General features: G+C 36.5%; 9 protein-coding genes. 8 read left to right on the forward strand and 1 reads right to left on the reverse strand.

The window, feature by feature from the left end; genetic code table 11:
* Window positions 1-15 precede the first annotated feature (15 nt).
* The 3 genes from R3X28_RS05840 (at window position 16) to R3X28_RS05850 (ending at window position 4,154) form a co-directional block, all read left to right on the forward strand.
* The gene (locus R3X28_RS05840; RefSeq protein ID WP_154369844.1) at window positions 16-1,533 is read left to right on the forward strand and encodes a RagB/SusD family nutrient uptake outer membrane protein; all 1,518 of its coding nucleotides are present in this window, start codon (window positions 16-18) and stop codon (window positions 1,531-1,533) included.
* A 9-nt stretch (window positions 1,534-1,542) separates the two neighbouring features.
* The gene (locus tag R3X28_RS05845; RefSeq protein WP_317663229.1) at window positions 1,543-2,673 is read left to right on the forward strand and encodes an IPT/TIG domain-containing protein; all 1,131 of its coding nucleotides are present in this window, start codon (window positions 1,543-1,545) and stop codon (window positions 2,671-2,673) included.
* A gap of 71 nt (window positions 2,674-2,744) precedes the next feature.
* Window positions 2,745-4,154, forward strand: coding sequence for an endo-1,4-beta-xylanase (locus tag R3X28_RS05850; RefSeq protein ID WP_317663231.1), 1,410 nt, complete (start codon window positions 2,745-2,747; stop codon window positions 4,152-4,154).
* Between the two features lie 535 nt (window positions 4,155-4,689).
* On the opposite strand, the gene R3X28_RS05855 is transcribed toward R3X28_RS05850, so the two are convergent.
* Entirely contained in the window at window positions 4,690-6,909 is a 2,220-nt protein-coding gene (locus R3X28_RS05855) for a beta-glucosidase family protein (protein ID WP_317663233.1), read from the reverse strand.
* A 901-nt stretch (window positions 6,910-7,810) separates the two neighbouring features.
* On the opposite strand from R3X28_RS05855, the gene R3X28_RS05860 reads away from it, so the two are divergent.
* From R3X28_RS05860 to R3X28_RS05880, 5 genes are all read left to right on the forward strand, one after another.
* Window positions 7,811-11,749: a two-component regulator propeller domain-containing protein gene (locus R3X28_RS05860; protein WP_317663235.1), complete on the forward strand. Its 3,939-nt coding sequence runs from the start codon at window positions 7,811-7,813 to the stop codon at window positions 11,747-11,749.
* Window positions 11,750-12,130: 381 nt separating this feature from the next.
* A complete protein-coding gene (locus tag R3X28_RS05865) occupies window positions 12,131-13,114 on the forward strand; it encodes a hypothetical protein (protein WP_317663237.1) in 984 nt (327 codons plus the stop codon).
* 19 nt (window positions 13,115-13,133) lie between these two features.
* A complete protein-coding gene (locus R3X28_RS05870; RefSeq protein ID WP_317663239.1) occupies window positions 13,134-14,351 on the forward strand; it encodes a DUF11 domain-containing protein in 1,218 nt (405 codons plus the stop codon).
* Between the two features lie 83 nt (window positions 14,352-14,434).
* Window positions 14,435-14,950, forward strand: a complete 516-nt coding sequence (locus tag R3X28_RS05875) for an outer membrane protein (protein WP_317663241.1) — start codon at window positions 14,435-14,437, stop codon at window positions 14,948-14,950.
* A 252-nt stretch (window positions 14,951-15,202) separates the two neighbouring features.
* Window positions 15,203-15,574 carry a hypothetical protein gene (locus tag R3X28_RS05880; RefSeq protein ID WP_154369830.1) on the forward strand — a complete coding sequence of 124 codons (372 nt, stop codon included), beginning with the start codon at window positions 15,203-15,205 and terminating at the stop codon, window positions 15,572-15,574.
* Window positions 15,575-15,728 lie beyond the last annotated feature (154 nt).

Here is a 15,728-nt window from a genome sequence, read left to right on the forward strand (position 1 = left end):
TTAAAATTGATTATTATGAAAAAACAAATAAAAAAGGCATTGATGCTATTGACCGTGATTCTTGTCATGGTATCATGTTCAGATGACTTTACCGAGCTTAGATCTGAGAATTCATTATGCGTAGACTGTTTACCTCCGGGAGCTTCCCCATATGAAGGAATTCAAAACGGCCTATATACAAAAGGATGGTTTGATTATAATTTTAAGGGTATGATAACCCAAGGAGACACCTATGCAGGCAATGTATGGGCCAACGATGGTGAATTCAGACCATTCGCAGAAGCATCAGTATTGAATGATAATGCCGTTCTTAATAGTAATTGGACAGCGTTGTTTTCAGTAGTGAACCAATCTAATTCCTTAATGCAGGATTTGATCAGGGATAAAGATAATATCCCCGAGGATGCTTATGACCAAGGTATTGGGGTGTCTAAGTTCATGAGGGCCACCGCCTATTATTATTTAGTCAGAATTTGGGGCCCCGTTCCGATTTTTGACGAAAACTCCGATGGGATAAATTCCAAGAGGAATTTAGAGTCCGATGTTTATAAATTCATCGAGATGGATTTGGCAGATGCCGCAGAAAAATTGACGACCGAACCAAAAACGGGAAGAATTGGGAAATACTCTGCCATGGGTATGTTGGCAAAAGTGAAATTAAATTTAAAAAAATATGATGAGGCTGCAGATTTATGTAGAGGGGTCATTCAAAGTGGCAAGTTCGATTTGCTTGAAGATTACGGAAATTTGTTCAACAACCCAAACTATAACAATAGCATCGAGAGTTTATTCTCTTTACAATGGACGGTAAATTGTAATGAATGGGGCACTCAAAATACCGAACAAGCCTTTATAGTACCATCGGGTTCCGGTATAACCGGAGGTGGAGATGGATGGGGGTCTTATATGCCTACCATTGATTTGCCAGGATTGTATGAAGATGGAGATAAGAGAAGAAAACCATCCATAATGATAGAAGGCGATGTATATCCTGAACTATTAAGCAAAAAAGGCGGTTATACGTTCAACAAACTTCCTTCACAGACAGCATTGAACTTTAGAAAATATATTGTGGGTTCGGCAGATGATGGATATAATGTTTGTTTTATGCGAACAGATCAAAACACTAATATGTTAAGATATGCAGATGTTCTATTGATGATGGCCGAAGCCAAATTAGGGGCCAATGCATCTACCTCTGACAGTGAAGCGCTATCTGCTTTTAATAGGGTGCGTTCACGTGCAGGTTTAAGTTCGGTAAGTACTATAACCCAAGCGAGTTTATTTAAAGAAAGAAGAATAGAATTTTTGTTGGAAGGGCAATATTATTTTGATCTACAACGTAGAAATAGAGCGGATGCATTGGCAGAAATTGCGGCCCAAGAAAGAGGTTTCTACGGTGACGATGCCAGAACCGAGTTGGTTTCCATTAAAATAACACCAACAGATGATTTCTTCACTATGCCGCTACCATCCGGTGCCATAAGTATCAATGAGAATTTGACAGCTGAACCGGTTCCTTTTAATTTTTAAACTACAATTATGAAAAATTTGATAAAAATATATTTAGTTTCGGCAGTTTTTGCCCTTACGTTATTTTCATGTTCAGAAGATGAGGTCGAAATGCCGACAATAGCTACTTTTTCTTCACAGTCAAGCCCAAATGCATCAGGTACACCTGGTGAGTTGCTTAAGATTGAAGGAACAAATTTAACTGGTTTGGAAAAAATTATTCTGGACAATACATTGGAGGTGTCTTTTAATCCGAATTTAAATTCTGATAATGCGATTTTTTTCAATATACCTAATTATGATTTTGAAAACCCATATAATTTTGGGGTTCAACCAATAAAGTTCATCACGGCAAATGGGGAAATTGATTCTCAAATTAACATTATACAACCTACACCTGTTTTTGGGAACTTAAGTATACCCAATCCTAAACTTGGCGAAAAGGTAACTATAAAAGGAAGTTGGTTTATAGGTATTCAATCAGTGACTTTCGGAGGGGAACCCATAGAGTATAATTTGGTTTCGGATCAAGAAATGTACTTTATAGTGCCTACTGATGCAACCAAAGGGCAACATGTTGTTATTACGACCGATGCGGGAAGTACTGCAATCGTGGAGCCGGGTCCTGGTATCGGAAACACTACATTCGTTGATATCAATTTTGGATTTGTAGATTACTTGTTTGAAGATTTTGATGGTAATGGTTTGTACACTAGTACTTGGGGATTTTATGGTGATGCAGGTGATTTGTCTCTGACCGCTGAAGGTGAAACCGGTAATTGTGCCCAATATGATTATAATGGAGCAACAGCAAATGGGTATAATGGTTGCCAAAATAATGAGGCTGGCGCATTTTTACCCAGTTCCGCTACTGACGCATCTAAAGCCACCTTCAAAATGATGGTAAATGCCGTTGCAGGTACGTCTTTTGATGTAATTCTAGATACTTGGGCGTATAATTTTACCCTTGAAACAAGTGGGTGGCAAGAAGTTACAGCTAGATTAGATCAATTTGGATCTGGTTATAACCCTGGTAATGCTGCCACGGATACAGAAAAAATCGATCCGTCCGGTGTATTACAGGTTAAGGTCTCTTTACCTAATAATGGTACTGTTTCAAGTGTGAAATTTGATGACATTAAATTCAGGGTAGAAGAGTAAACCAATTTATAGAGTAGAATAAAAGGTTACTAAATAAAAAATAGTAACCTTTTTTTAAATAAAAAATGATTATGAATAACACAAAGATACTTGGAGTCGCCATTTTTATGGCGTTTGTATTACTGTTGAGTTGCAGTAAAGATGAAGATAACCCTTCTCCTGAACCGGGAGTCGTTTTAGCAACCCCGTTTGCCTCTAATGCAAGTAATATTGGCAATACATCTTTTGATGCAAATTGGGTTTTGGTACCTGAAGCGGAAAGCTATTTGATCGATGTTTCAACATCTAACAGTTTTTCAACTTTCATTACGGGGTATAATGCTCTGGAAAAGAGTGGAAGTACAGCTGAAATTACTGGGCTTTCACCTGGTATAACCTATTTTTACAGGGTACGGGCAAAAAAAGGCACGGAAATCACCAATAATTCAAATGTTATAACAGTTACAACAACAGGGGTCGCCCCTGAAGAATCTGAAGACCCTACTTTTCTTAAGGTTAAAGCAAATGCTTTGGAAAATCCTTTTTTTGTTGGTGTAGCGGTTAAATCGAATCAATTAACGGAGGGGAGTGCTTATGATGTGGTGCTCAAAAATGAATTTAGCAGCATTACGGCTGAGTATGAAATGAAAATGAACCCTATTTCCACAGGGAGTGGGTCTTATAATTGGGACGCTGCCGATAAAATAGTTAATTACGGAAATGACAACGGAATAAATGTTCATGGTCATGCTTTAGTGTGGCATAATGCCGTCCCCGATTGGTTATCTAATTTTTCGGGTACAGATGCTGAGTTCGCATTGGAAGTAAAAAAATACATCACCGACGTGGTTACCCGTTATGCAGGAAAAGTAAGTTCTTGGGATGTAGTAAATGAGGCCGTTGATGACAATGGTAATATGAGGAATACTATTTTTCTCCAAAAAATGGGTCCTGATTACATTAAAGATTGCTACCAATGGGCGAGAGATGCTGCAATTGCAGCCGGTGATACCGACTTGTTATTGTTCTATAATGATTATGCCACATCAACCAATATACCCAAACAGGATAAAATGTTCAACATCGTAGATGATTTAAAGACAAGTAATCTTATTGATGGTGTTGGTTTTCAGATGCATAATACGTATTTAAGTCCTACTAAAGAACAAATAGAGACAGACATTAATAGAGCTGTTGCCTTAGGCTTGAAAGTACATATTTCCGAGTTGGATATTCAAGTGAACCAAAATAATGATATCACTTACCTAACAGCGGAAAGGGCATTGGCTCAAAAGGAAAAGTATAAAGAAATAGTTAAAATATATAACGCGCTTCCTGAGGCAAATAAATATGCTTTGACAGTGTGGGGTTTTAAAGATAATGAATCTTGGATACCTTATAGTACCGATCTTAATCATCCGGGAAATGACTGGCCGTTATTATATAATGATAAATTTGAGATTAAAAGCGCTCATACAGGATTTTTAGAGGGGTTAGAATAAGTTTTGTTAGTTTTGGAGAATCGTCTGAAAAGAAATTTTCAGGCGATTTTTTATGCGTCATGGTTTTTTAAAGCATTAGTTATGTCGGTTTAAATGAATTATACCTAAAACACTACGTTCTTGTACTGGTTTACATTTTCTATACATGATAACGCGGGTTGTAGGTTTTTGGGATTATTTCCATTACACAACGTGTTTGCATTACTTAAATCACTTTTTAGAAAAAAATCAACCTTGTTTTCCCATTCACGAAAAAAATGTGTAGAACATTTACTTTAGCCCAATACTGAATTACAAGGGTGAAAAATAGATTGGAGTATTGGGATTCTTTGTTTTTAGAGAAAAAAGCGATTAAAAAAAGTGGGACTGTATAATTTTTAAATTGTCTGATTATTTCCTGGATTCAAAAAAGAACGGCTTTTAAAGTCAAAGAATAAAAAATCCCAGGTTAATGATCAACCCGGGATATTAAAACTACAACGTATAGTAATGGTTTATTGCTTTTTAAGCAGTACTTTCTAGTGTTTATTTGTAATTACTTTATGTTTATTTTTATGGTTTTAATAATGTTATTGGAGGCGTTACCCACATAAACCACGTAATCCCCTTTTTCTAGATTCCAGTCAGAAATAGATTCGTCATAGAAAGCAAGATCGGAAGCGTCTATACTAACTTCTACAGTCTTAGATGTCCCTTTTTTTAAATTGATTTTTTCAAATCCTTTAAGCTCTTTTAAAGCTCTTTTTACTTTGGATTTTGGTTTGCCTACGTATACTTGGACAACTTCGGCACCATCAAGATTACCGCTATTTGTTACTTGGCAGGTTACTTTGATTTTATCGTTGGGGAGGTATGTTTTTTTATCCGTTTTTACATTGTTGATGTTAAAACTAGTATATGAAAGGCCGTAACCGAAGGCATAAAGAGGTGTAATTTTCTTAGTGTCGTGCCACCTGTAACCGACTAAAATACCTTCCTTATAGTTTTGTTCCTGATCTATCCCGGGATACGATGATACCCCAAAGGAGTGAGCGGCATTATCCTCTAGTTTGGCAGGGAAAGTGAACGGTAGTTTTCCAGAAGGGTTTACATCTCCGCTAATGATATCTGCAATGCCGTAGCCGGCCATACTGCCTAAGTACCATGTTTGTATAAGACCATCTATATTTCTTAACCAAGGTATTTCAACCGCATTTCCGGACATTAAAATGTAACCAACATTTTTGTTTACCTCTAATATATCATTGAGTAATTCGTCTTGGCCAAATGGTAAGTTGAACTGCGTTCTATCGGCACCTTCACAATCTTGAAGGTGGCTTTTGTTCAATCCGCCAAAAAATAAAACGATATCGGCATTTTTAGCAATCTTTACGGCCTCAATCCTAAGGGAATCCGCATTAAGTTTGGAAGGGATTACGGCATCATAGACCGATGGCCCGGTTGCATACCCCATAGAATGTACAATATTTACATTTTCATAACGAGCTTTTAAGCCTTCCAACGGGGAGATTTCAAATTGAGGTTTTAATTCAGAAGACCCTCCACCAGCTGTCATGGATCGGGTTGCATTTTCACCAATTACGGCAATGGTTATGCCTTCTTTGTCCTCAATAGGGAAAAAACTATTTTCATTTTTTAACAAAACGATTCCCTCTTGAGCAACTTTTCTGGCTACGGCGTGATGTTCTTTATTATTGATTTTTCCAAAACCTCTATTGGATTTTAAAGTGGTTCGAAACATTAATCTCAAAATACGCCTTACTTTGTCGTTAAGAACAGTTTCATCAATTTCTCCTGATTTTAATGCTTTTAAAAAAGGTGATGCCAAATAATAATTGTCATAATGATTCAATGAGTTGGTGCCTAAGCCATCTGTTCCTGTCCCCATTTCAAGGTCTAATCCATTCATTGCAGCTTCCATAGTATCGTGCGTAGAACTCCAATCACTGATCACCACTCCATCATAATCCCAGTCACCCTTCAAAATCTTTTTGGTAAGTAATTCGTTATGTGTAGCGTATTGCCCTCTAAATTTATTGTACGCCCCCATTACTGCCCAAACACCGGCTTCTTGTACAGCTGCTTTAAAGGCGGGAAGATAAATTTCGTATAGTGCCCTATCACCAACTTCTACATTGACAGTATTTCTCCAATGTTCTTGATTGTTCAATGCAAAATGTTTTGCACAAGCGGCAACATTATTTTTCTGAACACCCTTAATATATGGAACAACCATTTTTGAAGCCAAAAATGGATCTTCACCCATGTATTCGAAATTTCTTCCGTTTAGTGGGGTTCTGTAAATATTGACTCCAGGTCCGAGTAGAATGTCTTTTTCTCTATATCTCGCTTCTTCCCCTAGGTTATAACCATAATCTCCCGATAGTTTTGGATTAAAAGTTGCGGCTAAACAAGTTAATGCAGGGAAAGCGGTGATTGAGTCATTTGTCCATCCGGCATAGTCCCATGAGTCCCAACTAATTTCGGCCCTTACACCGTGAGGACCATCTGACATCCACAATTCCGGTATCCCTAGCCTCCCTACTCCTTTAGTGCTGAATTTAGATTGTGCGTGACACATATCTACTTTTTCTTTCAGCGTTAGTAATGGTATAATACTATCGATTTTAGACTCAATACTCTTTTCTAAAGTAGAATTGGTTTTTTGCGCAAAAACATCTACTGTTTTTGTAAAAACAAAAAGGATGATTAATACTTTTTTCCAAGTATTGGAATAAGCAATTTTAATATTCATGGTTTTATTTTTTTAGTCTCGTAAAATTACTCCCTACAAGAAAATCATATCTGTATTTTTGATGCGTTAATTAGAACATTTGTTGCAAATCACCCTTTAAAAGCATACCTAAAATGTGATATTCTTTAATTCCGATTTAATTAGAAGGTTGCTCCTTGCTATAGTAAAACCCTTATATGGAAGTTGCCGTTTTTATTGCCAAAAAAGGCTCGTGTTGGGTTGTCTTGATTTTATAAGTTTAGCGTATTTTCATCAAATTAGTACTTAATCGACGTACAGATAAGTTATCTTGAATTTTCAAAAATAGAATGAAGAGTAGCTCATTTATAAATCAATTCATTTTGCACTTAAAGATCGACTGGCAATGTTTTTTTTATAAATGATTGATGTATTATAATGTCTAAATGCTACAGTTTTCTGTCATCCCGAACAGACAAAAAGTTATTTGTGAAAGAAAATTACTTTTTGTGTAAAATAAATCGAAACTTTACTTGCAATATGGGTTTTTGTAGGATTATTTAAATCCTGACATGGTGATTAAAGCCATTGATTGTTAGTGATTCTAATTTTTTTAAAAGGATGTTCATTATTTTATCATATTTAGTTGTTATGATAAAGGGTAGAATATCATTTTAACCAATACTTTCCAATATTTCTATACTACGAATTATTAGTTTGCTTTTTCACTTAATATAGGCTTACAATTGTTATTTGCTTTTCCAAAATAAAACCTGATAAGAAAGGAAGTTTTGGGAGAGCATTAAGAAATTTGTAATTTAAATCAAAAAACATAAGTTTAATTCGATATGAATTCTTATTGACAAGTCCATATAGTATTGGAAAGCCAATCGGAAATATCCGTCTTTTTAGTACAATCTTATGTGTTTATACTTTTGTAAATTTGAAATTTGAAATAACATTATTATTTACATGGATTTTTTTCCAGACAGCTTTTTCACAGCTCAATAAACAAGTAGCTTTTAAGCAATTGACTGTTGAGGATGGCTTGTCACAGAATAGTGTAATGAGCATAGCCCAGGATAGTCTCGGTTTTATTTGGTTCAATACTGAAGATGGTCTTAATAAATACGATGGTCGAGAATTTAAACATTACAATGTTCCCTCTAGTCATGCAAAGCGAGAAGTAAAGTATATATCTGGCGAATTATTCGTTGATAGATCTGGTATAATATGGGTGGTGGCTAATTCTGGCAAATTAAATCGCTATCAACAAAAAACAGATAGTTTCCATGAAGTTTCAAAATTTGAACAGGTAATAACTATCGCTCAGGATACTGATCATAACTACTATATTGGTACTTATGGTGAAGGGCTTTTCAAAATTGACCATCAAACCAAGGATACGGTTCAAATTTTAAAACCAAAAGACAAACATTTTGCGGTTTGCAGTTTTGTGGAAACAGACAACAATTCCATTTTTGCTACCACAGATGACGGTATCATTGAGATTAAGGGTGAGAATTATAGGTTTATAGAACTTGCACCTGAAACCATATTTAGTCGATTCGCGAAGTCTAAAACAGGCACTGTATTTCTTGGGAGTTATGAAAAAGGACTTTTTTTTAAAACTCCAAATGATACTGGTTTTGAGGCATTCAGAGGTTTTGCAAATCAACCTTTACCCCAGGATTTAATTGTTAAGGATCTATTGTTTGATAAAGAAGACCGGCTCTGGATTACAACTGAAAGGCACGGTATTTACCTTGTGGATTTCAATTTAAAAACCGTACAGAATTTTACCAGCAATAAAAAGGATCCTAATGCGCTGCCTTCCGATTCATTGTTTTTTTTGCATGAAGATAGTACTGGAACCATTTGGATGGGAACTCAAGGGGCTGGTGTGTGCTATTATGATGCGTATTTGACAAAGTTCAACGTATTGACTAATGATCAGGTGCCACAAAGCGTCAATATTGATGCTATAAGGGCAATAACCACAGATGGTAAAAACACCATATGGGTTGGCACCGATGGCAAGGGGTTAACCAGAATAAACCCATATCGGGAAGAATATTTCACCTATACAACTTTAAATTCCAACCTTTTAGGAGATAGGATTGTAAGTTTGTTTTTTGATAAAGGAAGCTTATGGATAGGGCATCTAAACCATGGACTTCAAATAATGGATGCCAATGGCAAAATGACTTCCTTTAAAGAAACGTCACTATTCACTGTTTTAAAGATTTTTAAAGACACGGTTGGAAATATTTGGCTTTGCACCAACCATGGTTTACTGCGGTTTGATAGAAATAAAGGTATTGTCAAACAATTCACTTCTGAAAATTCAAGCTTAGCTTCAAATTATTATATCAGTACTATTGAGCAGGATATAAATACGATTGAGCAAGGAAATTTAAATACCCTTTGGGTAGGTACAGAATTTGATGGGTTGTACCAGCTTGATATTAAAGAAGATAAATTCTCTAAGATTGATGCTATACCTGATAGGATTTTTTCATTGTACTATGATAATTCCACGCTTTGGATCGGAACAAACGGCAAAGGGTTAAAATCATACCACATTGAAGATGGCACAGTTACAACGTATACCAAAAAAGAGGGGCTGCCAAATGATATTATTTACGGAATTTTACCAGATTCCAGTGGAAATTTATGGTTGAGTTCTAACAAGGGAATCACCAAGCTCAGCATAGAAAACGATACTATTTCAGATATTGAAAACTATAGCAATTACTTTGGATTGCAATCCTACGAATTTAATGCCGGAGCTTATCATAATGCTGCAAATGGCATTCTATATTTTGGGGGGATAAAAGGACTCAACTGGTTTAACTCAAAACAACTTAAAAAAAATCCAGCTCGCCCCAAAACGGCCATTACAAAAATGGAGGTTTTCAACAAAGAACATCCTTTGACAAGTGAATTAAAGTTACAGCACAACCAAAATACGGTGTCGTTTACATTTGCATCTCTACAATTTTCACAACCAGAGCTGAACCAATATAAATACCGTCTTGTTAACAACGATTCACATTGGATTGATGCTAGCAACAATAATGTAGCGCATTATACCAATTTACCCCCCAATAACTATGAATTTCAGGTATTATCAAGCAATTATGATGGTGTCTGGAACGAGGCGCCTACAACCTATTCATTTACCATTTTAAAACCTTGGTATACGACTAACCTTGCCATGGCAATTTATGTGCTTTTGTTCGCATTGCTGGCTTATCTCTTATTTTATTATTTAAAATGGCGCTTAGATGTAAAAAACCAATTGCGCTTGGAACATGAGGAAACTGAGCGTCTCAAAAAATTAGATGAGCTTAAGACAAATCTATATGCAAATATTTCCCACGAGTTCCGTACGCCACTTTCACTCATTGCCGGTCCGGTTGAAAACCAACTAAAGAAGGAAAATCTAACAGAAAGGGACAGAAGAGAGCTTGGTCTGGTTAAAAAACATACAGATAGATTGGTTGAACTCATCAACCAGATGATGGATATTTCAATTTTAGATTCTGGCCAAAGAACGCTCAATCTATCCCGTGGTAATTTAAACGCTTTATTGGCACAACTTGTGGAAGCTTTTCAATATAAGGCACGCGGTAGGAAAATAACCATACAAAGCACAATACTCGATTTGAAAGATTGTTGGTTTGATAGGGATATGATGGAAAAAACCATTTCTAATCTACTCTCAAACGCCATTAAATATGCCCCTGAAAATAGTGATGTATTGGTCCATGCCAATGAACAAGAAGGTGCTTTTATTTTGATTGTGGAAAATGAAACCCGACAAATGAACGGCAAAAACCTATCAAAACTTTTTCAACGATTTTACCAAGACAATGAAGCTTCGGAAGGTGTTGGCATTGGATTGGCCTTGGTTAAGGAATTGGTAGAACTGGCTCAAGGTACTATCTCGGCCCATACGTTGGAGGATTCCAAAATACAGTTTACATTGTTTATTCCTGTAAAACAAACAGAGTTTATTGAAAGCTCTACAGGTAATGACAATGTGCAGACAAATCAAAAGAATATAGACCAATTTAAAGCCGATAAAGTTGGAAAAGAGGTTTTAATTGATACGAGGAGTATAAATCTGCCACAATTGTTAATAGTTGATGACACTTTGGATATGCGAGCATTTATTGTTTCAAATTTTGAAGGTGAATATAAAATTCTAGAAGCTGAAAATGGTAAAGAGGGTGTGGATATGGCTGTAAGACATCTTCCCGATTTAATTATTAGTGATGTGATGATGCCCATTAAAAATGGGTTTGAGCTATGCGATGAAATAAAACAAAATGCACTTACCAGCCACATTCCGGTAATTTTATTGACAGCCAAAGTTGGTGAAGAAAATGAGATACAAGGTTTTAAGACCGGGGCTGATGATTATATTACCAAGCCTTTTAATCCTGAAAAGCTAAAAATAAGGACAAAAAACCTCATTGATGTCCAAAAACGTTTGGCCAATCATTATAAAAGTTCGTTAAACATCAATCCCGATTTGGCTATTACCAACACCGAAACTAAGTTTTTGGAACAACTAATAAATGTGATGGACGAACATATTACCGATACCGAATTTAACAACGAGTCATTTAGTAGGTTAATGCAAATGAGCGAGCGACAACTGCACCGTAAACTAAAAGCCATTATTGGAATGACCCCTACGGAATTTGTTAGAAATGAACGTATAAAATTAGCATCCAATCTGTTAAAAAAATCCGATGCTACGGTATCTGAAATTGCTTACCAAGTAGGTTTTAATACACCTTCTTATTTTATTAAGTGTTTTAAAGAAACTTATGGGTGTACCCCCAACGAATTTTCTATAAAAACATAATTTTTTCTCGTTTTACTTCCTATAAAATTTTGATTGTAATTCTTTGAACCCCCTTAAAACGTTATGTTTTTTTGGGGTTGTCCATTTTGTTGCATCTTTTGGCGAATGTATGGTATCCATCTAGTGCAAGCCCTTCTACTTTTACTCCAAAGTAACTAAAAGGACATTTTTGGCTAGAATGAAATAATGAAAACAATTATGGATACAATACCACAAAAACCTCTAACAAACAATAATATTTATATGAGTATAGACCATCTTAAAAAAGGAACATATTCGCTTAATATTTTGGAAAAAGAAAAAGTGATAAAATCCATTGAAATAATAAAGCACTGACCAACCTCACAAATTTATTTTATAACCCATAAAAAGTTAAACACTATGAAAACAAAAATAATTATAGCCACACTATTGGCATTGTGTTTGGCGATGCCTACACAAGCCCAGTTTTTTAAAAAGCTTAAAAAAGTGGCTGAAAATGCAGTTGAACGAACCGTTTTAAATAGAACGGATAAAGAAGTGTCCAAAACCACGAACAATACCATAGATTCCATTGCAAAAGGAGGGAAAGACAAGAAAGATAACTCCAAGAACATTGGGGAAACCGAAAAAGACCTTGACAAAAAGGAAAAACAAATACCGACTGGAACCGAGTTTGAAAATCCATCCTTGAAAAAAAATACCGATGCCAAATGGGCATGGTACACTTCGGATGTTAGGGTAACCTCATACGATAAACAAAAAGAATCAAATATGGTAAGCTATTTTGATGCCGATGCTGTTGCAATGCGCTCGGACTATGTTGATCAAGTAACGGGGGCTCCACTTACATCCTATACTGATAGTGAGGGTTTCTTTATCAGTTATAACCCAAGGGAGCAAAGGTATACCAAAACGTCCCTATTTGCAATGCCCGGTATGAGCATGATGGCGCCCAGTATGATGGCCAGTGCCTATAAATTACCCGAAGGCAGCATTTTTGAAGGGATGGAGGCCATGGAAAAACAAGGACTTGCTGTTTATCCGTTCATGCACGTAGACTTTCCATTTGTAATCCGACCTGAACATTTTAGGGATGAAATGATTGCTGACAGATATAAAGAATCACAAATAGCTTGTAGAGGCAGTATGGATTGCACCAAATTCAGTGTAGTTGAGAGTGGCCATGAGGGCAGCTACATCTTGTTCGACAATCAAAACAGATTGATTGAAATAAACATTGTCATAAAAAATGACCCCTATTTTGAATCGGGCAAGGGAAAAATCGAATACTTCTACGAAAATGTTGAAGTACAAGTACCGGCCGCCGTTGAAAAAAAAATGTTTGGGCAAGACCTATTGAAAAAAGGAATGGAGAACAATTGATGATCATTAAACTAAAAAAATGAAAACTCTCATAATAACAAAACACTTCATAGTAACACTTTTGCTGCTCAGCACCCTTAATATGGCCCAAGCAAACTGTACAACAACAGAAACTACCAGTACGGTATTGCCTAACTATGAAGAAGCAGACCTTCATGTACAAAATAGTGTCCAGCCTATGGTTACTGAACTTGGGGGTGCTGTAACTTTCATCATTGCAGTCAACAATAAAGGCCCTGCAACATCCAACGACATTGTTTCCAAAGTAGTTTTTCCCAGTAGTTATAGCATCACAAATGTTTCAGTGACCCATGGCAACTACGACCAAACCACCAAATTATGGAATGTCGGCACGCTCGATGCATGGAAGCGAGCGGTTATGACTGTAATGGTAATTGTTTTGGACGATACCGATCTTATGACCACTGCCGAACTGATCAAATGTAGCACAACAGACCCGGACAGTACTCCCAATAATGGCATAGATACCAATGGCAATGGACTCATAATTGATGATGAAGGTGATGAAGACGATGGAGACGGACAGGATGTGAAAATAAGTGATCTTCATAGATCTAGCAATAATGAAAGTGCCAACAACAGAAGTAAAAAAATTACTCCAAACGAGTTCAGCTTTGATACGGACGTAAAAATGGTGATGGAGCATAAAAAGGACAAAATTATTTCCTTTCTGGACTTCGATACCATGGCCATGCGCATGGAATACCATAGTAAAGGTAAAAACCCAGATCCTGTGTATTGGGACAAAGATGGCTATATCTATTCTGGCGAAAAGGGCAACTATTACAAAATCCCTTTTGATGAAGTGAAAAACATGGGCAAGAACATCGTAAAAATGTTTAGTATGGGCAATGAGGACATGCTCGGCGACCTTAATGTAGAATGGCCCAGTGAACCCATAATTTACAATGGTTACGAACTCCACGTGTATCCCAATCGCTATCCAATGGTAGAATGGGTGTTTGTGTACCACCCGGATGTTTTTAGGGGAGCCGAAAATATCACCGAAGAAAAAGTAGATTGCCGGGGCGATGGAGGTTGCTCAAAGTTCACCCTCACCAAGGGTGAAGGAGCAGGATCTACTGTTTTATTTGACACTCAAAACAGGTTGGCCGAAATCACAAATCCAGATGGCGCCTCGATGATCTATACTTATGAACGCTGCTCGGTAACCTTGCCTCAAGCGCAATCCTTCAACTTTATTTTTAAAAATTGATATGAATAATCCAATCCTTTAAATGACAAATTAACACACGTTTCACGAATAAATATTTTTACTCTTAACATTAATTCTAAATCATGAAAAAAATCAATCTCATTATTACAACAGCTTTATTGTACTTTACATTTTCTTTCACTGTAAATGCCCAAACCGACAACAAATTGGGTGTATTTCTTGCCTACGGCACCGAAATTGAAAATATAGGTATAGGTGCCAATGCGGAATTTCCAATTATTGACAAATTGACCATTTCGCCTTCGTTTATTTATTATCTACCTAAAGACGAATCCGGTGTGAAAATCAACTGGTTTGAATTCAATGCCAATGCCAATTATTATTTTTTGGATGAAGAAACAATTGGTGTTTACGCAATTGCAGGACTAAATTATTCCAGCGTTAAGGTAAGCTACGATGACAACGATCTTGGTTTTTTGGGAGACTTTTCGGCCAGTGATGGGCGTTTTGGACTTAACCTGGGCGGTGGTGCCAATTTTAATATAGGAGGGAGCATTACCCCGTTCGCTGAAGTAAAATATGTAATCATTGATGAAGGCCAATTGGTAGTTGCTGGTGGCGTAAAGTTTAGGATATAAGAATCGAAAACACACAACAAGAGTTTTACCTATGTGGCTTTAAAGCAAACACCCAAGAAAGTCAATGTCTCCGAGTTTGATTTCAGCGTTCAAAGCACATTTGAAAAAGAAGGAGGGGTTAAACACGTAAAGATCACCGTAAACAATTGAATATGGAAAAGTTTTTACCCGTATATCTCCGTTCTTTTTTATAGGATTGGTTCGGAGAAAACAAAGTAACAGATGAAAATAACAACCTTAAAAATCAATCGAATGAGTATCCATGTATTTATCGACAAATTAACAAGTAAACAAATATTCAGAACCTGTTGTCTGGCAATAGCATTTTTAATCACTATAAGCTGTGGCAGCGACGACACCGATGACGACGCATCATCCTTTGATTGCCAAGCCGGAACATGGACCGAATGGGTCGAAAACGAATTCACCGCATATTATAATGCTATAAATGCTTATAGTCAGGACCCTACTGAGTCGAATTGTACCCTTGTTGAATCGACAGCTTATGATTACCTGGAAGCATTACGGAATATAGTCGATTGTGTTCCTACGGCAAATCAAGACGCAATCAACCAAGCCATAGATGAGGCAAAAGAAGAAGTGGACAGTAACCCTTGCGGTTAATCGCATTTTGAAACATAGGATGTAATCAAACCACAAAGCATATCCCTTATATAGTAGAAGTATATTTCACACAAGTTTTTTATAGTCTCTTTTGATGTAGGTGGTTTTCTGAAATCCTGCAGATCAATAGCGGGTAAAAGGGAAGTTCAAAGAA

Origin of the sequence: Maribacter sp. TH_r10, assembly GCF_033101095.1 — a bacterium.
In the GTDB taxonomy this organism is placed as follows: Bacteria; Bacteroidota; Bacteroidia; order Flavobacteriales; family Flavobacteriaceae; genus Maribacter_A; species Maribacter_A luteus.